The organism is Nocardia sp. NPDC003963, assembly GCF_053605105.1.
On the sequence record NZ_JBSGIP010000001.1, the window covers coordinates 1,789,716 to 1,808,569 of the forward strand.

Annotated in this window: 17 protein-coding genes and 1 pseudogene; 12 read left to right on the forward strand and 6 right to left on the reverse strand. The window is 67.8% G+C overall.

Translation table 11 applies throughout. The annotated features are described in order from the left end of the window. The first annotated feature begins 84 nt into the window (after window positions 1-84). The 4 genes from ACWEWT_RS08340 (at window position 85) to ACWEWT_RS08355 (ending at window position 4,013) form a co-directional block, all read left to right on the forward strand. Window positions 85-870 carry a coniferyl-alcohol dehydrogenase gene (locus ACWEWT_RS08340; protein WP_452557499.1) on the forward strand — a complete coding sequence of 262 codons (786 nt, stop codon included), beginning with the start codon at window positions 85-87 and terminating at the stop codon, window positions 868-870. A 189-nt stretch (window positions 871-1,059) separates the two neighbouring features. Continuing rightward, entirely contained in the window at window positions 1,060-2,271 is a 1,212-nt protein-coding gene (locus tag ACWEWT_RS08345) for a cytochrome P450 (protein ID WP_452557501.1), read from the forward strand. A gap of 217 nt (window positions 2,272-2,488) precedes the next feature. Further along, window positions 2,489-3,349 carry an enoyl-CoA hydratase/isomerase family protein gene (locus tag ACWEWT_RS08350; RefSeq protein ID WP_452557503.1) on the forward strand — a complete coding sequence of 287 codons (861 nt, stop codon included), beginning with the start codon at window positions 2,489-2,491 and terminating at the stop codon, window positions 3,347-3,349. After that, window positions 3,309-4,013, forward strand: coding sequence for a TetR/AcrR family transcriptional regulator (locus ACWEWT_RS08355; protein ID WP_452557505.1), 705 nt, complete (start codon window positions 3,309-3,311; stop codon window positions 4,011-4,013). The genes ACWEWT_RS08350 and ACWEWT_RS08355 overlap by 41 nt, the downstream gene beginning before the upstream one ends. A gap of 55 nt (window positions 4,014-4,068) precedes the next feature. On the opposite strand, the gene ACWEWT_RS08360 is transcribed toward ACWEWT_RS08355, so the two are convergent. Together ACWEWT_RS08360 and ACWEWT_RS08365 are read right to left on the reverse strand one after the other, a co-directional pair. Further along, window positions 4,069-4,557: a hypothetical protein gene (locus ACWEWT_RS08360; protein WP_452557507.1), complete on the reverse strand. Its 489-nt coding sequence runs from the start codon at window positions 4,555-4,557 to the stop codon at window positions 4,069-4,071. Further along, complete coding sequence (locus ACWEWT_RS08365; RefSeq protein ID WP_452557509.1) at window positions 4,554-5,273, reverse strand: SDR family NAD(P)-dependent oxidoreductase; 720 nt, start codon at window positions 5,271-5,273, stop codon at window positions 4,554-4,556. The genes ACWEWT_RS08360 and ACWEWT_RS08365 overlap by 4 nt, the downstream gene beginning before the upstream one ends. A gap of 100 nt (window positions 5,274-5,373) precedes the next feature. On the opposite strand from ACWEWT_RS08365, the gene ACWEWT_RS08370 reads away from it, so the two are divergent. Continuing rightward, complete coding sequence (locus ACWEWT_RS08370; RefSeq protein WP_452557511.1) at window positions 5,374-6,222, forward strand: helix-turn-helix transcriptional regulator; 849 nt, start codon at window positions 5,374-5,376, stop codon at window positions 6,220-6,222. Window positions 6,223-6,267: 45 nt separating this feature from the next. Here ACWEWT_RS08370 and ACWEWT_RS08375 read toward each other — a convergent pair whose 3' ends face one another. Beyond that, a complete protein-coding gene (locus tag ACWEWT_RS08375) occupies window positions 6,268-7,176 on the reverse strand; it encodes an enoyl-CoA hydratase/isomerase family protein (protein ID WP_452557513.1) in 909 nt (302 codons plus the stop codon). Next, window positions 7,173-7,916 carry a PaaI family thioesterase gene (locus ACWEWT_RS08380; RefSeq protein WP_452557515.1) on the reverse strand — a complete coding sequence of 248 codons (744 nt, stop codon included), beginning with the start codon at window positions 7,914-7,916 and terminating at the stop codon, window positions 7,173-7,175. The genes ACWEWT_RS08375 and ACWEWT_RS08380 overlap by 4 nt, the downstream gene beginning before the upstream one ends. Before the next feature lie 116 nt (window positions 7,917-8,032). Between ACWEWT_RS08380 and ACWEWT_RS08385 the strand changes: the two genes are divergently transcribed. The 7 genes from ACWEWT_RS08385 (at window position 8,033) to ACWEWT_RS08415 (ending at window position 16,383) form a co-directional block, all read left to right on the forward strand. Further along, window positions 8,033-8,836, forward strand: coding sequence for an enoyl-CoA hydratase/isomerase family protein (locus ACWEWT_RS08385; protein ID WP_452557517.1), 804 nt, complete (start codon window positions 8,033-8,035; stop codon window positions 8,834-8,836). Further along, a complete protein-coding gene (locus ACWEWT_RS08390) occupies window positions 8,833-9,732 on the forward strand; it encodes an enoyl-CoA hydratase/isomerase family protein (protein ID WP_452557519.1) in 900 nt (299 codons plus the stop codon). Before ACWEWT_RS08385 ends, ACWEWT_RS08390 begins: the two co-directional genes overlap by 4 nt. Next, complete coding sequence (locus ACWEWT_RS08395) at window positions 9,732-11,291, forward strand: class I adenylate-forming enzyme family protein (RefSeq protein WP_452557521.1); 1,560 nt, start codon at window positions 9,732-9,734, stop codon at window positions 11,289-11,291. Before ACWEWT_RS08390 ends, ACWEWT_RS08395 begins: the two co-directional genes overlap by 1 nt. Next, window positions 11,278-12,882 (forward strand): class I adenylate-forming enzyme family protein, encoded by a 1,605-nt coding sequence (locus tag ACWEWT_RS08400; protein WP_452557523.1) that lies wholly within the window; start codon window positions 11,278-11,280, stop codon window positions 12,880-12,882. Before ACWEWT_RS08395 ends, ACWEWT_RS08400 begins: the two co-directional genes overlap by 14 nt. Then, a complete protein-coding gene (locus ACWEWT_RS08405; RefSeq protein WP_452557525.1) occupies window positions 12,875-14,665 on the forward strand; it encodes an AMP-binding protein in 1,791 nt (596 codons plus the stop codon). Before ACWEWT_RS08400 ends, ACWEWT_RS08405 begins: the two co-directional genes overlap by 8 nt. Before the next feature lie 90 nt (window positions 14,666-14,755). After that, the gene (locus ACWEWT_RS08410) at window positions 14,756-15,193 is read left to right on the forward strand and encodes a PaaI family thioesterase (RefSeq protein WP_452557527.1); all 438 of its coding nucleotides are present in this window, start codon (window positions 14,756-14,758) and stop codon (window positions 15,191-15,193) included. Next, a complete protein-coding gene (locus ACWEWT_RS08415) occupies window positions 15,190-16,383 on the forward strand; it encodes an acyl-CoA dehydrogenase family protein (RefSeq protein WP_452557529.1) in 1,194 nt (397 codons plus the stop codon). Before ACWEWT_RS08410 ends, ACWEWT_RS08415 begins: the two co-directional genes overlap by 4 nt. A 43-nt stretch (window positions 16,384-16,426) precedes the next feature. Here ACWEWT_RS08415 and ACWEWT_RS08420 read toward each other — a convergent pair. Both ACWEWT_RS08420 and ACWEWT_RS08425 read right to left on the reverse strand, forming a co-directional pair. Further along, window positions 16,427-16,619, reverse strand: a pseudogene (locus ACWEWT_RS08420) (transposase); the annotation flags it as partial. Window positions 16,620-16,922: 303 nt separating this feature from the next. Further along, window positions 16,923-18,239, reverse strand: a complete 1,317-nt coding sequence (locus ACWEWT_RS08425) for a bifunctional lysylphosphatidylglycerol flippase/synthetase MprF (RefSeq protein WP_452557531.1) — start codon at window positions 18,237-18,239, stop codon at window positions 16,923-16,925. Window positions 18,240-18,854 lie beyond the last annotated feature (615 nt).

Below are 18,854 nucleotides of genomic sequence, written 5' to 3' on the forward strand. Positions count from 1 at the left end.
TGTGCCGTCCACCAGAGTGATTTATAGTCAGCCTTACTGTCAAGCATTCTATAACTCGTACCGGGCACTGGAGCGGTGGTAGTCATGTCCCCTGAGCAACGCAGGATCGTCGTCGTCGGCGCCGGATCGGGAATCGGCGCGGCGACCGCCGCGCACTACCACCGGCAGGGGGATTTCGTCCTCGCGGTGGACTTGCGCGCGAGCGACACCCCGGCCACCCGACACGAACGGTGCGACCTCCGCGACGCCGCGGCGATCGACGGGCTACTGGAGCGCATCGGCACGGGGTGGGACGTTCTGGCCTATATCGCGGGCGTACCCGGCACCGCCCCGGCCCACGATGTGCTCGCGGTGAACTACTTCGGTATGCGACTGATGACCGAGGGGATGCTCCCCCGACTGCGGGAGGGTGGCGCTATCGTGACCGTCGCGTCGGTCGCGGCACTCGGCTGGCAGCAGCGGATCGAAGAACTCGCCGGCCTGCTCGACGCGGCCGATCTCGAAACGGTCCGGCGCTGGCAGGACAGCCAGGATCCCGACTACCCGGTGTACAGCACCTCGAAACAGGCGGCGATCATCCACACCAAACGCCTGGCCCCGGCCGCGTGGCAGCAGTACGGGATCCGGATCAACACAGTGAGCCCGGGGCCGACCGAGACCCCGATCCTGACCGATTTCGAGACCAGCATGGGCAAGGATGTCCTCGATATGGTCAAGGCGACGGTGGGTCGGCATGCGAGCGTCGACGATATCGTCCCGGTGATCGCCTTCCTGGCCTCACCGGCTGCCCGCTGGATCAACGGCCAGGACCTGCACGTGGACGGCGGGTTCGTGGCGCCGATGGCGGCCGGAGCGCCGAGACAACTCTGACAGCACCGGCGGAAATCACCGCCCGCCCGAACCGCACGGCCGGGGGGACCTCCGGACCCCGGCCGGAGCATCGGGCAAGTCACCATGCCGACCAGGATTGCCGAGGCAGACAATGACATTTACTGTATGTATTACAGTATGTTGAGAATCGCGGATCCCGCACGGTCCCGACAACGCTAGAGGTGAGCTGTGGACAGCCCTGTACAGGACGAATCGACCCGGGTCGGGGACGCCCTCGAGCTACGCGACCCCTACCCGTATTTCGCCGCGCGGCGCGCCGAGAGCGGCGTTTCGCACGGTACGGTGATGGACTACTCGAAAACCCCGGAATCGCTGCGGCCCAGCGATTCCTACGCGGCGTTCTCCTACGACGCGGTCAACTCCGCCCTGCGCAACAGTCCGGTCTTCAGCACCGAACTCTACGATTCCACGATCGGCGTCTTCATGGGGCCGACCATCCTCGCGATGCACGGCGCCCGGCATCGGGCGCACCGCGGTCTCGTCTCGGCGGCGTTCAAACCGCAGTCGCTCCTCACCTGGGAGCCCGAAATCGTCCGGCCGATCTGCGATGCGCTCATCGACGAATTCGCCGAACGCGGTCGTGCCGATCTGGTCCGCGATTTCACCTTCGAATTCCCCACCCGGGTCATCGCCCGCCTGCTCGGCCTGCCCGAGGAGGATCTGCCGTTCTTCCGCAAGGCCGCGGTATCGATTATCAGCTACGCCGGCAATGTGGGTCGCGCCCTGACGGCGTCGAAGGATCTGCAGCGGTATTTCCTCGGGCATATCGAACAGCGCCGCCGCGCCCCGACCGACGACATCATCAGCGATCTGGCGACCGCGGAGATCGACGGCGAGAAACTCACCGACGAGGCGATCTACTCGTTCCTGCGGCTCCTGCTGCCGGCCGGCCTGGAGACCACCTACCGATCCGCCGGCAATCTGCTCTACCTGCTGCTGAAACACCCGGACCAGTTCGCGGACGTACAAGCCGATCACCGCTTGCTCCCCGCGGCGATCGAGGAGGGGTTGCGCTACGAGACCCCGCTCACCCTGGTGCAACGGTACGTCACCGAGGCCACCGAACTGGATGGTGTCGCCATCCCCCGCGGCGCGGTACTGGATCTGTGCCTGGGGTCGGCCAACCGGGACGAGACCCGCTGGGAACGCCCGGAGGAATTCGATATCCACCGGCGCCGCATCCCGCACATCAGTTTCACCGCGGGCGCGCACACCTGTCTCGGCCTGCACCTGGCGCGGATGGAGACCCGGGTCGCGCTGGACCGTCTGCTCACCCGGCTGACCGGTTTCGAACTACTCGCCGAGGGCGATCCGCATATCTTCGGCCAGCCCTTCCGTTCGCCGAACGCACTCCCGGTGACCTTCGATGTCGTCGCCTGATCCACCGCCCCTCTTCCTCTCCGAAACAGGCCCATTCGTGATCGGCCGGAGCTTTCCGGTCTCCGGCGGCCCGGAGATGGGTGATGGCGGCGGGGTCCGATCCGGCCGCTGGTCCACAGTTCGCGACCGGCGTCTGCCGGGCCCGGCAGACGCCGCGTGATCGAAGTGCGACAAGTCCCGCGACTCCTCGCGGGGCTGTAGTGGAAAGGACGATATCGTGACCGAAGAGCCGGAACTGCTCAGTCATCAGAGCGGAAGCGTACGGACGCTGACGTTCAACCGGCCGCGCCGCAAGAACGCGATCACCCGCGCGATGTGGTCCGCGCTGCGCGACGAACTCCGCGATATCGCCTACGGCGGCGAGGTCCGCGCGGTCGTTCTCACCGGAGCGGGCGGTGCGTTCAGTTCCGGCGCCGATATCGCCGACGCCGCCGGAATGGACGAGTTCCCCGATCCCGCCGCGGAGATGCGCGCGATCAACGAGGCGGTACTGCAGTTACACGATCTACCGGTGCCCACGATCGCGAAGGTGCGCGGAATCGCGGCCGGCGCCGGCTGGAATCTCGCGCTCGGCTGCGATTTCGTCGTCGCCACCCCTGAGGCGAGGTTCTGCCAGATCTTCACCCGCCGGGCACTCTCACCGGATTGCGGTGGCTCCTGGCTGCTGCCCAGACTGATCGGACTCCAGCAGGCCAAGCGGCTCGCGATGTTCGCCGACACCATCGATGCCACAGAAGCCCGGTCGCTGGGCCTGGTCACCTGGATACGACCCGAGGACACCGTCGACGCATTCGTCGACGAGGCGGCGGCACGCCTGGCGGCCGGACCGCCCACCGCCCTCGCGCACACCAAATCCCTGCTGAACGAAGGCGCCGACCGCACCATGCGTGAAGCGCTGCTCAACGAAGGTCACGCGCAGCGGATCAATCTGACCTGTCCCGATGTACTCGAGGCGTTCGCCGCGTTCAGCGAGAAACGCGATCCGGTGTACACCCGCGGGGCGGATGCCCGACCCTCCGGAAGAAACGAGGTCCGCTGTGAATCGAAAAGCTACCGGCGTGAAGCGCCGCCGGCGTGAACGTGGCTCGATCGATCCCGAGGACATCATCGACGGTGCCTTCGAACTCGCCGAGCGGGTATCGATCGACGGGCTGAGCATGCCGCTGCTCGGTAAGCACCTCGATGTGGGTGTCACCAGTATCTATTGGTATTTCCGCAAGAAGGACGATCTGCTCAATGCCATGACCGACCGCGCACTGAGCCGGCATGTCTTCGACACCCCGTTCATCGATCCGGCGAACTGGCGGGATTCGCTGAGTCGGCATGCCCGGACCATGCGCGCGGCCTTCCTCGGCAACCCCATCCTGTGCGATCTCGTCCTCATCCGGTCCGCGCTGAGCCCACCCGCCGCCCGCCTCGGCGCCCGCGGGATGGAGCGGGCGGTGGCGGCACTGGTCGAGGCGGGGCTGACCGTCGAGCAGGCATTCGATATCTATTCGGCGGTGAACCTGCACATCAGGGGTTCGGTGGTGCTGCAACGGCTCTACGACAGGAACTCCGAACTCGACGGCTCGGCCCGCGCCTACTACGAAGGGATCCAGGTCGACCCGGAGAAGACACCGCTGCTCTCCCAGGCGATGTCGCAGGGCCGCAAGTCGGGGGCGCCGGACGAGCACAATTTCGAATACGGCCTGCAGTGTCTCCTCGAACACGTGAGCCGGCTGATCGAAGCCGACCGATAGTGGACCACCACTTCGGCGGGAATGCACACCGAACCGCGGACTGCTCGGCCGAACCTCACCTGTCGGTGGGTTGTACCCAACGCCGCAGGGCGTCGACAGTGGTCTCCGGTGAAGTGTTGAAGCACAGCCGTATTCCGGGCACCACCTCGGTGACCACATTCACGAGCCGTTCGAACAGCAGGGTGTGCTCGGCCGCCATGCGCACACCCGCGCCGATCATGGCCACCCGGAACGACCCGGTCGCGGCGCATCGGCGCACTGCCGCCTCGGCCGCATCCGGATCCGCGGGCACCCGGCAGGACACGATATCGAATCCGGCATCGCGGAGCGCTGCATCGCCCGCCTCGATACGCGCGGTGAGGGTGGCTTCGTCGATCGCCGGATGTCGGCTGTAGTCGACCGCGCCGGGATGCAGCCCTATCGACAGGACGGTCATCTCATTCGGATCCTTCTGGTCCATCGGATAATTCTGCGATCTCATCACGAATACGAACAGCGCCGCGACCAGTGTCAGCAGAGCCACCGCACCGAGCACTGCCTTCACCACGAGACTTTACCGTTCCTGTCGAAGAACGCGCCGGTGGGCCCGTCGGGCCCGATGGAGGCCAGTTCGACGATGGCGTCGGTCCCCTCCGTGAGGTTCTGCGGACCGGTGTGATCGTTGAGGTCCGTCGCCGTATAACCGGGGTCGACCGCGTTGATCCGGATATCGCGCAGGGCGAGGGCGTACATGGTGGTGAGCATGTTCAGCGCCGCTTTGGTCGTCGGATAGCCGAGCGTGGGTCGCAGGTGGTCCTGCCAGCGCGGGTCGGTGACAGTCGGGATCGAACCCATACCGCTGGAAACCATGACGATGCGCGGGTGGCCGGAAGCACGCAGCAGCGGCAGAAAGGCGCGAACAACCCGGATGGGACCGAAGACATTGGTTTCGAATACCTCGCGCACATCGTCGACGCCGGTAGCGGCCGGAGGTAGCGCAGACCCGCCGACGGCGGCGTTGTTGATCAGTACGTCCACCCGTCCGGCACGATTCCGCACCGCGGCGGCCGCCGCGACCACGGATTCCTCGGATGTCACATCGAGTGCCAGAAAGTGGGCCTGTACGCCTTCTCGGGCCAACTCGTCCACGGCCCTGGCGCCGCGCACCTGGTCGCGCGCGGCGAGAAACACCTCCCATCCGCCTCGGGCCAGCCGGCGTACGGTCTCCCGTCCGAGTCCCTTGTTCGCACCCGTTACCACGGCAATCGTCTTCGTCGTCACGGTCGCAGCCTCACACCGGTCGCGACCGGTCTCCAGGGCCGGCCGGGCATAGGACCGGCGGTACCACCCCGGTTCCGCCGTCCCACGGCAGGATGGGTAGGTGGACAGATCCGAATTGGCTCTTGTGCTGCGCACAGCGCGAGCGCGCGTCGAGCCCACCGAGGTGGGGCTACCGGCCGGGCCCCGGAGACAGGTACCCGGCCTCCGGCGCGAGGAAGTCGCGCAGCTGGCCGGGCTCAGTGTCGATTACATCGTCCGCCTCGAGCAGGGCCGCGGCCCGCGACCCTCCGATCAGGTGCTGTCCGCATTGTCCAGGGCGCTGCGGATGACCGACTCCGACCGCGACCTGATCTTCCGGCTCGCCGGATCCGATCCGCCGCGGGCCGGGCGGATTCCCTTGCGGATCCGGCCGAGTGTCCTACGCCTGCTGGACCGCATGGCCGATCTGCCCGCCCTGGTGATATCCGCGAAATCGGATGTTCTGGCCTGGAACGCACCGGCGGTGGCGCTGTTCGGCGACTTCTCCGAACGACCGGCCGCCCGGCGCAACATCATGTGGCAGCGTTTCCTCGGGTCCGGCGCCGACCGGCTGGTCATGACGCCCGAGGAGGCGGCGGCCAACGCTTCGGCCTGCGTCGGCTGTCTGCGTACGGCACAGGCCAAATACCCGAAGGATCAGGGCCTGGCCCGGCTGATCGCCGAACTCCGCGCCGGGAGTGCGCAATTCGACCGGCTGTGGTCGGCCGGGCGTTCCGGGCAGCTGCGCAGCCTCACGCAGACCATCGCGCACCCCGACCTCGGCACTCTCGTATTCGACTGCGATGCCCTGCTCGTGCCCGAGGACGACCAGACAGTCGTCGTCTACTCGGCAGCTCCCGGCACCGCCACCGCCGCGGCCCTCGAATCGCTCCGCGTCACCGGACTCGCACGGTTCGGTCCGGGCGACTGAGGCTCGGGAGCAGGCGAGAGCGGTCCGCGATTCGGTATCGAACGCTCAGCCGACGTCCGGTTCCGGGACGTGGAAGTGTTCGTCCCGCAACCGGAAAGCTTCCCGGGTGCCGTGTTCGGCGCGGGTTCTGACGAAATTGAATTCGCCCGGGGCGAACTGGAGGTTGGTGCCGAAGGCGTGGATGAGGTAGCCGGCGACCTCTTCCCCCTGGTACGCCTGGTTCTGTTCGACCAGCCGGAACGCCTCTTTGGCGATGACGACGCCGTCGGCGGGCATTTTCGCGGTCTTCTCGGCCCAATAGCGGGCCCGCGCGGTCACCGCGGCCGGATCGCAGGTCTCGGTGAACACACCGAGATGTTCGACCTCGCCCGCTTCGAGGATATCGCCGGTCAGCAGCATGCGGCGGGCGAGCACCGGGCCGAGCCGGTGGAAGAACAGGTGCAGACTGCCGAGCGCCGGTCCGAGGAAGCGGGTGGCCGGCATACCGATCCTGGTGTCGCGCGCGATCACCGCGATATCGGTCATCAGCGCCATCTCGAAACCACCGCCCAGCGCGTAACCGGCGATCTCGCCCACGGTGACCTTCGGATAGCCCATGAGATCGTGATAGAAGCCGAACGATTTCCGGTCCACGGTCAGCCGGCGGCGCTGGCTCGGACGGCTTTTCGCCGGTATGCCGTTACCGTCGCCGCCGGTGCCCGGGCGTTCGCCGTACCAGCCGTAGGCGTTGTTCATATCGGCGCCGGTGCTGAACACCCCCGCGGCGCCGCGCAGCAGCACGACGGTGACGTCGTCGTCCTCGGCCGCGCGGTCCAGGTGCCGGGCCAGCTCGTCCCGCATGGTGGCGTTGTAGGAGTTGCGCCGCGCGGGGTTGTCCAGGGTGATGGTGACGATCCGGCCGCCGGGGTCCACGTCGTAGTGGACTCGGCCGCCGGCGCCGCTGGAGCTGCTCATCGTGTATTCCTGTTCTCTTCACCGGATATATCGCGGACCGGGGCCGCGGACCGGTCGGATGCCCGGCGCCGGCCGAACCGGGTTCCGGCCAGTGCGGCCGCGGAGGCCGCGACGGTCTCGACATCTCCGGTGCACAGCAGGAGGTCGTCGCACAGCAACCGGGCCGTCGACCGGATTCCGGCCTCGTGCACGACACGGTCGATCTCGAAGCGCAATTCCACCAGAATCGGCGTCGGCCGGCGATAGGTGATGTTCATCGACCGGGTCTTCCCGGTGACGCCGACCGCGCAGCTCTGATGCTGGACCACCGCGTCGAAGAACACGGCGAGGAAACCTCCGTGCACGAAACCGGGCGGGCCCTCGTGCACCAGCGGGAAGGTGATCCGGCCGGCGGCGTGACCGGGACCGAGCAGGTCGAAACGGTATTCGGGAAAACACGGGTTGTAGGCGCCGATATCGAAGGCGTGGTCCAGGTAGACCCGCTGGGTTTCGCTCGGCTGTGTACCCACCCGGGGTGCGGGGTCCGGGGGCGCCGCGGCGGCCAGTTCCCGCTCCCATCGGTCGAGATGTTCGATCATCGTGTCGGCCGCCGGATGCGGATGCTCGAGGGAGATCAGCAGACCGGCGATCCGGCGCAGCGCACCGGCCGCGGCCACCGTCTGCGCCAGGGGTTGTTCGCCGAAGCGGAGCGGCGCCGCGGTACTCACCACTTCGGGATCGGATATCTCGTTCGCGGCCATCGAACCCTGCTTTCGTCGCCGATACGTCCACCCAAACCTTGGCAGAATGACAACGGTACTGTCTACTGTATCTATATCAGTATGCACCCTGCCCCCGGTCCGCCCAGGAGGGAACCATGCCGTTCGACACCATCGGCTACACCGTCGACGGACATACGGCCACGATCACGCTGAATCGACCCGACGCCCTCAACGCGCTCAGCCCATGGATGATCACCGAGCTGCGCGCCGCATACGACGAGGCCGAGAACGACGACACGGTGTGGTCGCTCATCGTCACCGGCGCCGGCCGCGCGTTCTGCACCGGCGCCGACGTCAAGGCCATCCCGGGCGACGGCAAGGTGATCAACGAACGGCCGTACCTGTCCACTTATGAGCAGTGGGAGGCACCCCAGGAGGGCACTCCTCCGTTCCGGACCATGACCAAACCGGTACTCACCGCGGTCAACGGTGTATGTTGCGGAGCCGGGCTGGACTGGGTGACCACCGGCGATATCGTCATCGCCTCCGATAGGGCTACTTTCTTCGATCCGCATGTCAGTATCGGCCTGGTCGCCGGGCGTGAGGTCGTTCGGCTGGCCCGGGTCCTGCCGCGTACCGTCGCGCTGCGGATGGCCCTGATGGGCAGACACGAGCGTATGAGCGCCCAGCGTGCCTACGAACTGGGTCTGGTCACCGAGATCGTCGAGCACGACCGGCTGCTCGAACGCGCGCACGAGATCGCGGGAATCGTCAATTCCAACGCGCCGTTGGCGGTCCGGGGCACCCGGCTGGCGATCGTCAAGGGGTTGGATATCCCGCTGCACGAGGCGGAGATGCTCGCCGAATCGTTCCGGGAACGCGTCACCCGCACCGAGGACGCGCTCGAAGGTCCCCGCGCGTTCGTCGAGAAGCGCGCGCCCGTCTGGCAATGCCGATGAGCCCCGCGCCCCGGGAATCCGAGACCTCGAACCCTGGTTCGACGAACGATCGGACCGAGACATCCGCGGTCACGAGTCCCGGCCCGGCAACCGAAGCGGTAGCGCGCTACTACAGCGGCGAATTCGAAACGATTCTGCTGGAGGTCGATCCGGTCGACAGAGTCGCGACACTCACCTTGAACCGCCCGGAACGGCTGAACGCGTTCAACCGGACGATGTGCGCAGAGGTCGAACGCGCCTGGCAAATAGTGAAACTCGACGATTCGGTCAATGCCGTCGTCCTCCGCGCGGCGGGTGACCGGGCCTTCAGCGCCGGCCTCGACATCACCGTCCCCTACGGGCAGCCGGCCGGTATCTGGCATCACGAGGATCCCGGTGAGTCGCTCAGTCCCAAATGGCAGAAGATGTGGAAGCCGGTGGTGTGCGCGGTACACGGAATCTGCACGGCGGGGGCGTTCTACTTCGTCAACGAAGCCGATGTGGTGCTCTGCTCGCACGAGGCGACCTTCTTCGACTCACACGTCTCGGCCGGCCTGGTCTCGGCGTTGGAACCGGTCGGACTCATGCGCCGGATCGGGCTCGGAGAGACGCTGCGGATGGCGCTGATGGGCAATGACGAGCGGGTGACCGCGCAGACCGCGCTGCGGATCGGCCTGGTATCGGAGGTCGTCGCCCGCGAGCAGCTGTGGGCCCGCGCCCACGCCGTCGCCGCGACCATCGCCGCCAAACCACCGACGGCCACCCAGGGCACCGTCAAAGCGATCTGGGAATCGCTCGACAAGCCCTACCGGGCGGCGCTCGACCACGGGCTCGTCTACACCCGCCTGGGCAATCCGATCGGCAGATCCGAACTGGCCGCCGAGGCACCCACCGCGACCGAACCGAGGCTCCGCTGATGACCGGCACCCGACCGCATACTCATCCGCTGAGCCGCCGGATAGCCGATGTCCTGGCACTGCGACCGGATTCACCCGCTCTGGAATTCGACGAGCGCTGGTACTCGTGGGGGCATATCGATGACCTGACCCGACGCGTCGCGGCGATCGTCGAATCGGACCCGGGGCCGCGCCCGGTCGGGATCCTGCTGCGGAACCGGCCCGAGCACGTGGCCGCGCTGCTGGCGGTGCTGCGCACCGGCGATACGGTGGTGGTGATCAACCCGTCGCGCGGCGACGACCGGACCCGCGACGATATCGCCGCCCTACGGCTACCGCTGCTCATCGGCGCGCCCGGCGACCTCGATGCGCTGGTGGCACCGGATACGGAGACCACCGTCGTCACGCTTCCGGGTCCGGACGCGCCGCCCCGGATCCGGACCAGGGCCACCGACCCGTACGCCGGCGCGGCACGGCCCGGCGTGGCTGTCCGCATGTTGACCAGCGGCACCACCGGACCACCGAAGCGGGTGGACATCACCTACGACATGCTGGCCCGCAGCGTCATGGGCACCGATCCGGCGACGGCCGCGGCACCGGCCCGGCCCCGGAAAGGTATCGCGATCGTCAACGCGCCGCTGGTGCACATCGGTGGCGTGTTCCGGGTGCTGCAATGCGTCACCGAGGCCCGGCCGTTCGTCCTGCTGCCCCGCTTCGAGCTGGAATCCTGGGTGCGGGCGGTGCGCGCACACCGCCCGGGTGCGGTTTCACTGGTGCCGGCGGCGCTGCGAATGGTGCTGCATTCCGATCTGCGGCGCGCGGATCTCGCCGGAATCCGTGTCGTCACCTCGGGTACCGCGCCGTTGTCCGCCGACGACGCCGACGCCTTCTACGAGAAGTACGGCATCCCGGTACTGACCTCCTACGCCGCCACCGAATTCGGCGGCGGCGTGGCCGGCTGGACGCTGGCCGATCACGCGCGGTACCGGACGGCCAAACGCGGCAGTGTGGGCCGGGCCACCGGCGGCGCCCGGTTACGGGTGGTCGGCGAGCACGGCGGGGTTCTCGGCGCCGGCGAACCGGGTCTGCTCGAAGTGATCCCCGGCCAGCTGGGGCCCGGAGCGGAGTGGATCCGTACCACCGATATGGCGCGGATCGACGCGGACGGGTTCCTGTGGATCCTGGGCCGGGCGGACCAGGCGATCATCCGGGGCGGCTTCAAGATCATGCCCGAGGAGGTACGCGGTGCCCTGGAAAGCCATCCGGCGGTGCGCGGTGCCGCGGTGGTCGGCCGGCCGGACGCACGACTCGGCGAGACACCGGTGGCCATGGTGGAACTGCGTGCGGACGTGACTGCCGCCGCCGGCGAGTTGACGGCGTTCCTGCGGACTCGACTGGCGCGTTACGAGATTCCGGCGGAAGTGGCTGTGGTAGAAGCGATTCCCCGCACCCCTTCGGGCAAACCGGATCTGCGGGCGGTACGAAGTCATTTCGACGATACGGCGGCGCGAAGTGGACCGGCACGCCACCCCGACCCCTGTCGGGCAGACCTCGGGGGAGGCGACCGTGCCGGCCGATGACAACACCCTGGCCTCGCTGCTTCGCCGGCAGGCGAGGGATCGAGGCGAACACCCCCTGCTGATCTGTGACCTGGAGCGGATCGGCTACGCCGAGGCACAATCCCGCTCCGCTCGGCTCGCCCGCTCGCTGATCGCCCTCGGCGCCGGTAGGGGCACGCATATCGGGCTGCTGTATCCCAATGGGGCGGATTTCGTGATCGCCGCGTTCGCCGCGGCCCGGATCGGGGCCGTAGTAGTACCTTTCTCGACCTTCGCCACGGCACGCGAACTGGGTGAACAGCTGGTAGGCAGCGATATTCGAATACTGCTGACCACCGACAGCTATCGCGCACACGACTACGTCGCCCGGCTGGCCGAGCTGCTGCCCGGCGCATTCGGTGCGGACGCGCCACCCGCCGGGGTCCGGCTGCTGTGCGCGCAAATCCCACAGCTGCGCCACATCGGTATCAATCACGGCAGTACCGGCACCGGACCGCTGCCGCACGATATCGGCGAACTCGACCGGTTCGCCGATACCGTCGACGAGGAACTCCTCGCGGCGATGGAACACGATGTCGGGGCCGGTGATCCGCTGGCGATCATCTACACCTCCGGTTCGACCAGTGCCCCGAAGGGCGTCGTGCACACCCACGGCGCGCTGCTCGGCCATCAGCGCAACTTGAACGAGATCCGCCGCCTCACCGCCGACGACAGGCTGTTCTGCAATTCGCCGTTCTTCTGGATCGGCGGTTTCGGTTTCGCCTTGCTGGCGAGCCTGCTGGCCGGTTCGACGCTGATCTGTTCCGACGCCACCGACGTGGGCGCCACCCTGGATCTGCTGGAAACCGAGAGGCCGACGGTCACCAACGGTTTCGCGGCCGGGGTCGCCCAGCTGGCCCGGCATCCGAGTTTCGCCGGGCGCGATCTGTCCTCGATGCGCCGCGGCAACCTGTACGCCGTCATGCCCGCCGGTACGCGCCCCGCCGACCCCGAACTGCGGCACAACATGCTCGGGATGACCGAAGCGGGCAGCGTGGTGTTGCTCAGCGGCGACGATTCCGATCAGCCGGAACACCGGCGTGGCTCCTTCGGCAGGCCGGCACCCGGATTCGACACCCGGATCGTGGATCCCGATACCGGCGCCGACGCCGCGACCGGTGAACTGTACATCCGCGGTCCGTATCTGATGCAGGGCTATTACGGGCGCGGCCGGGAGGAGTGTTTCGACGCCGACGGCTGGTTCCCCACCGGTGATCTGGTCCGGGTGGACGACGAGGGATTCGTCTACTTCCTCGGCAGGCGCGGTTCCGTGATCAAAACCGCGGGCGCCAATGTCTCCCCGCCCGAGGTGGAGAAGGCCATCACGAAGGTAACCGGTATGCCCGCGCATGTGCTCGGCCTGCCCGACCCCGAGCGCGGGCAGATCGTGGCCGCCGTACTCGTCACCGCGGACGCGTCCGTCGACGGCACCGCACTGCGCGACCGCCTCCGGCGGGAGTTGTCGGCCTACAAGGTTCCCCGGCGATTCGCCACATTGTCTCCCGGCGAGGTGCCGCTGCGGCCCGGCGGCAAAGTGGATATCCAGCGACTCGGAAAGATCTTCGATGTCTGAACTCACCGCGGCGGCCGATACCATCGACACACTGCTGCGCCGTCGCGCCGCCGAGCGCGCGGACCATCCGGCGGTGATCGATCCGCACACGCGCACGACCTACGCCGACCTCGACAGCACGACCCGCCGGATGGCCGCCGCGTTCGTCGCGGCCGGGATCGCCAAGAGTACCCGGGTGGCTCTGGTGGCTCCCAACAGTGTCGGCTGGGTACGGATCGCGCTCGCGCTCACCCGGACGGGTGCGGTCCTCGTCCCGCTGAGTACCTTGCTGAAACCGCCGGAACTGATCGCCCAGCTGCGCGTTGCCGGTGTCGAGGTGTTGATCGCCGCCCCGGAATTCCGCGGCCACCGCTGTCTCGACGGGCTACGGGCCGAGCTGGGCGACTCGATCGACACCGCACCGATCCGCCGGGCCGAACTGCCCGCGCTCCGGCAGATCTACACCGTCGAGGCAGTCACCGAGATCGTAGCGACACCGATCCCCGCCGAACTCCCCTGCACACCCGATGCTCCGCGCGCACACGCACCGACCGCCATCGGACCTGCTGACCCACCCGACGTTCCGCGCCCACACGACCCCCCGCGCATCGGCATTCGGCCCGCTCGGAAACCCAGCGGCACACGGCACCCCGATACGCCGGCCGATGCGCAATTCACGGTGACACCGACCGCGAACGCGGTCGCCGAGGCACTCGCCGCTACTGTGCGCCCGGCCGACCCGATGCTCATCATGTTCACCTCCGGCAGCCGGGGCCTGCCCAAAGGCGTGATCCATTCGCACGGGAACGCACTGGCCGCCGTACGCTCCGGGCTCACCGCCCGCTGTATCGACGCCGAGACCCGGCTCTACCTCCCGATGCCGTTCTTCTGGATCGGCGGGTTCGGTGGCGGGATTCTCTCCGCACTCGCGGCGGGCGCCACCCTGGTCACCGAGGAGATACCGCGGCCCGAATCGACCCTGGAGCTGCTCGAACGCGAGGGGGTCACGCTGTTCCGGGGCTGGCCCGACCAGGCCGCCGCCCTCGCCCGCCGCGCGGAGATCCTCGGCACCGATCTGTCCGCGCTGCGGCCCGGCAGTCTCGAGGCACTGTTACCGCCCGCACAACGCGCGCGGCCCGGCGCCCGGGCGAACCTGTTCGGGATGACCGAATCCTTCGGTCCCTACTGCGGATACCCCGCGGATACCGATATGCCCGAGTCCGCGCACGGCAGCTGCGGCCGACCGTTCGACGGGATGCGGGTGCGCATCGCCGATCCCGCGGGAAATCCGGTGACCGCCGGCACCATCGGTGAGATCCAGTTGCGCGGCCCGCATATCTTGCGCGGGATCTGCGGTCGCGCCCGCGAAGACCTGTTCACTGCCGACGGCTACTACCCCACCGGCGATCTCGGGCGCCTCGACGAAGCGGGTTTCCTCTTCTATCACGGTCGCCGCGACGATATGTTCAAGGTCAACGGCGCCACCGTGTACCCCGGCGAGGTCGAGAGAGCGCTGCGGTCGCTGGACGGCGTGACCGGCGCGTTCGTCACCGATATCGACCGCGGCGACGGCGACCGGGTGGCCGCGGCCCTGATCGTCACGGGCCGCCCGGGCATCGGCCGGCTGCGCACCAGGACGAAGGAGATCCTGAGTTCGTTCAAGGTGCCGACCCTCTGGTTGTTGCTCGACTCCGACGCCGATATTCCGCGCGGGGCGACGGGCAAGGTCGATATCGCCGCGCTGCGAACGCTGCTCGCCGAGCGCGGTATCGACGCCGATACGGCCACCGGGCCACCTCGCTGAACACCGGCCGCCGGCGCGGCGTCGGCCGATCCACCCACGCATCCGGAACCGGCCATGCGTCTCGGACACGACTCGACAGGGAAATATGTTATGAGCACGACTCAGGCGATCGATGACCTACTCGACCACATCGGTTTCCGTCGAGACCCGGATGGATCCGGCGCGGTGACCTGGGAACTGCCGGTGGCACCGCATGTCGTCAACACCGCCGGCGGACTGCAGGGCGGACTGATCGCCACGCCGGCCGATATCGCCGCGGGCACCGTGGCACTGGAGCACCTGGCGACCGGCGGTGTGGTGACCTCGGATCCGAGTGTCCGTTATTTCCGCGCCGTCACCACCGGCACCGCCCGTGCGGTGTCCACGATCGTGCACGCCGGAAAACGCTCGATAGTCGTACAGGTCGAGGTGCGGAACATGCCCGGGGACCAGCTCGCCGCGCTGGCCACGGTGAGTTTCGCGGTCGTCGGGCACAACACACGCGCGGGTAGCCGGGATGACCGCCGAGCCGGGGAGGTCCGGCCATGACGAGCGCGCCCACCGGAAACGAACCGGTCACCGAAGCGGATTTCCGGGAGATCCTGGCCCAGACCCGCCGCTTCGTCCGCGGCGTCGTGGTGCCGCGGGAACGCGATATCGCCGAGGCGGACCGGATGCCCGCCGAGATCGTCGAGCAGGCCCGGGCCATGGGACTGTTCGGCTACGCGATACCGCAGGAATGGGGCGGGCTCGGCCTGGATCTGACGCAGGATGTCGAACTCGCCATGGAATTGGGCTACACCACCCTCGCGTTACGGTCGATGTTCGGCACCAACAACGGGATCGCCGGCCAGGTGCTGGTGGGTTTCGGCACCGGCGACCAGAAATCGCGCTGGCTCGAACCCATCGCCGCGGGCACCGTGGTGGCCTCGTTCGCGCTCACCGAATCGGGGGCCGGATCCGATCCGGTGTCGCTGCGGACGCGCGCGCGGCGCGACGGCGCGGACTGGCTGATCGATGGGGAGAAGCGGTTCATCACCAATGCGCCGGTGGCGAACCTGTTCGTGGTCTTCGCCCGCACCCGGCCGGCCGACGAGAAGGGCGCGGGGATCGCCGTCTTCCTCGTTCCGGCCGACTCCCCCGGTGTCGAGGTCGGCCCGAAGGACCGCAAGATGGGGCAGGAGGGCGCGTGGACCGCGGCGGTGCGGTTCCGGGATGTGCGGGTCGGACCGGAGTCCCTCGTCGGCGGCAGCGAGAATATCGGCTACCGGGCCGCCATGACCTCGCTGGCGCGCGGTCGCGTCCATATCGCCGCACTGGCGGTCGGTACCGCCCAGCGTGCGCTCGACGAATCGGTCGGCTACGCCGCCACGGCCACCCAGGGCGATACGCCGATCGGCGAATTCCAGCTGGTACAGGCCATGCTGGCCGATATGCAGACCGGTGTGCTGGCAGGGCGGGCGCTGGTCCGCGACGCCGCCCGGCGCTGGGTTTCCGGCGCGGACCGGCGCACGGCGCCGTCGGCGGCGAAACTGTACTGCACCGAAATGGCCGGTCGGGTGGCCGATCTCGCGGTCCAGGTCCACGGCGGGACGGGCTATATGCGCGATGTACCGGTCGAGCGGATCTACCGCGATGTCCGGCTGCTGCGCCTGTACGAGGGCACCAGCGAAATCCAGCGACTGATCATCGGACGCGGCCTGGTCGCGAGCGCCCGGCAGCAGGGCACACCGGCCTGATCGTCGATTCCGGGGCCGGCCACAGTATCGCCGGGTCGAGGCCCGGCCCGGCGGAAGGTGTTGCGGATCAGATGGATCATGCGGGTTTGGGCCGTGGTCGGCGACCACACGTTCCCGATCACCTCCGACAACCCGTCGCAGACCAGGAAGAGCACGTCCTCGACCCCGCGGTGCCGGATCTCGGTGAACACACTCATCCAGAACTTCGCGCCCTCACCGCCGGTGCAGGCCCACAACCTGTATGACTTCACGGCATCTCGACAAGGTGATGTAGCTTGGGCGGCCGACTCCCGAGCCGGCAGGCATTGCTCGCACAAATGAACAGGAAGACCTACCTCTCCACTGGTCCTCATGGACGGCGTGATCGATGAGCCGATCGAAGCGATCGCTACATCGGCAGCCGCGCTGTCGGGCATCCCCGTATCAATGGCACCGTGACAGCACCAGCAGGACCACCAGTGGTGGCGGGCAACCTGATCGAGGGCGAAATGGATGGAGGCGGAATCGGCGGTGACGACTCTCGTGGACAGGGTCCCGGGCTAGTGTTGCCGACGGTGCGGTAGGAACTCCAGGGTGATCAGAGCGGCTGCTGCGGCGGCCATTTCGCGGCGGCGGACCAGGACATAACGCTGGTCGGACAGCGCATGAAACTTCGCCACGAAACGATAGAGCGATTCCAGTCGTATCAGTGGATCGCCCAAGTGCACCACCCCGCACGTCAGTCTGGCGGTGAGCGATTTCGCGTCGAACATCTCCGGAAATGGCGCAAATGTCAGGGAGATCCGATGGATGTCATGTGTCCTGGCATAACCGACCATGTCTACGATCATGCGTTCGTTGACGCCATTGGGCGCGTCCTTGCGCCGCCACGGAACATCGAGGCTCAGTTCCCGCCCCCGCCCGGAGATGCCGTAGCGTTGAAAGCCGATCGGGGCGCCGTCCCGGTCGTTGGCGACGATGACCAGCATGTTCGGGTGCCGGCTGTCGAGTAGGTGGTCGAGGATCATCGAGAAGCCTCGAATCTGTCGGCCCTTGCCCCATTGATCGACGATGGCCAGCAGTTCGGACTGCCGCGTCCCGGTCAACGCAGATTCGTCCACCACCTCGGTGCCGACACCGGCGTTCTCGGTGCGGCTCACCGCCTGGCGCAGATTACGGAATCTCCGACCGGCGAGGTCGAATTCGTCGACGTCGAGTACCACGTCGTGGCCGATCGGCACAGGATGGAGTCCGTGGTGCTCGACCGCGCACAGTTGCCACAGTCCGGCCAGGCCGGGACTGGCGCCCAGCACTGCGATCCGCCAGCCGCGAGCGGCGGCGAATTCGGAGAATGCCAGGATCAGTTCGGGAAACGCGTCGCGGTCGCCGACCGGATCACCGCCGACGACGGCGATACCGAAGCGGGTCCGGTAGCCGATGACCGCGGTCGACAGCGTGTTGAAAAAGTATGCCTTGGACGAGTGCAGGGCGAACGGTGCCAGCGGGTCGCTCTCGGTGCGGGCGACCAGTTCGGCGACCCGGCCGGCCTGGTCGGGCTGCGGCCGGGTGCTCTGTGGCAGAACCAGGACGAAGCCGGTTGCAGCGAGGAGCACGAAGCCCGCACCGGGATGGCCGGCACGGTAGGCGATGTTCGCAAGGGCCACTATCAGCAGCGAGGCAGTGGCGTGCGCGAACGTGATCGGGCGGCGTAGGTGAAGTCCGCGGGCCACGAATAGGCTCGCCAGGGCAAGAGAGGTGAACCACGAGTGAACGCCGGTGTGGGAGGTGATGTCGGCTCCGTAGGCCGAGACCAGTACCACCACCAGAGTCACGACGGAAAGCGCGCTGCGCGCCGGGGACGCAGTGGTGTATGCCATGTCACGGTAGCCGGCGCGGGTAACCCCGCGAGGCGGGCCCACGGGGGCCTGTCCCGGGCGGCTCTCGCACGGCCGCGATTGTCCGGTCACGGTGGTCCTCCCGAGGTTTCCACCAGCACGCTGCAGTGTTCGCTCCGAGCGCTCGCACGGGGAGTTCGCCGGGTCCCCAGGGGTCTCGATATGGATGATTGCGTTGTCGCCGGAGAAACGCACCATGTCGCGCCTGCCCGCTCCGGTATCGACCCGATGCGCATCCGTGCTGGTGAGGCCATCGTAGACACCTCAATGAACACCTGAAGTATAGCGCTGGAGGTTTTCTGCGAATACGCGGTGGACGTGGCCGGGTTGCTATGTCGTGCGGACGGGTGCCATCGGTGCCCGGAAGCTCGACACCTGGTGCGCATACGACGCTGACCGTATCGACCGGTATGGGCGTCTCCTGCAGCGACCGCGGCGCCCGTGTCCTCGGTGCCGCTGAGACCGCGGTTGAACAGCGGCGAGACCGTGGTGTCTCGTCCTGGGCCGGGGCCTCGGATCGGGTGAGCGGCCCTCGAGAGCCGTGGAACAAGGACTCTGTTCGCTGGTGCTGTGTAGATCTATGCTTCGGAAGTGGTC

Coding starts and splice junctions, on each gene's coding strand:
- ACWEWT_RS08380 (WP_452557515.1), bottom strand. CDS start 7,916: ATGGCCGCGAACGAGATATCCGATCCCGAAGTGGTGAGTACCGCGGCG.
- ACWEWT_RS08385 (WP_452557517.1), top strand. CDS start 8,033: ATGCCGTTCGACACCATCGGCTACACCGTCGACGGACATACGGCCACG.
- ACWEWT_RS08410 (WP_452557527.1), top strand. CDS start 14,756: ATGAGCACGACTCAGGCGATCGATGACCTACTCGACCACATCGGTTTC.
- ACWEWT_RS08390 (WP_452557519.1), top strand. CDS start 8,833: ATGAGCCCCGCGCCCCGGGAATCCGAGACCTCGAACCCTGGTTCGACG.
- ACWEWT_RS08415 (WP_452557529.1), top strand. CDS start 15,190: ATGACGAGCGCGCCCACCGGAAACGAACCGGTCACCGAAGCGGATTTC.
- ACWEWT_RS08425 (WP_452557531.1), bottom strand. CDS start 18,239: ATGGCATACACCACTGCGTCCCCGGCGCGCAGCGCGCTTTCCGTCGTG.
- ACWEWT_RS08405 (WP_452557525.1), top strand. CDS start 12,875: ATGTCTGAACTCACCGCGGCGGCCGATACCATCGACACACTGCTGCGC.
- ACWEWT_RS08340 (WP_452557499.1), top strand. CDS start 85: ATGTCCCCTGAGCAACGCAGGATCGTCGTCGTCGGCGCCGGATCGGGA.
- ACWEWT_RS08395 (WP_452557521.1), top strand. CDS start 9,732: ATGACCGGCACCCGACCGCATACTCATCCGCTGAGCCGCCGGATAGCC.
- ACWEWT_RS08375 (WP_452557513.1), bottom strand. CDS start 7,176: ATGAGCAGCTCCAGCGGCGCCGGCGGCCGAGTCCACTACGACGTGGAC.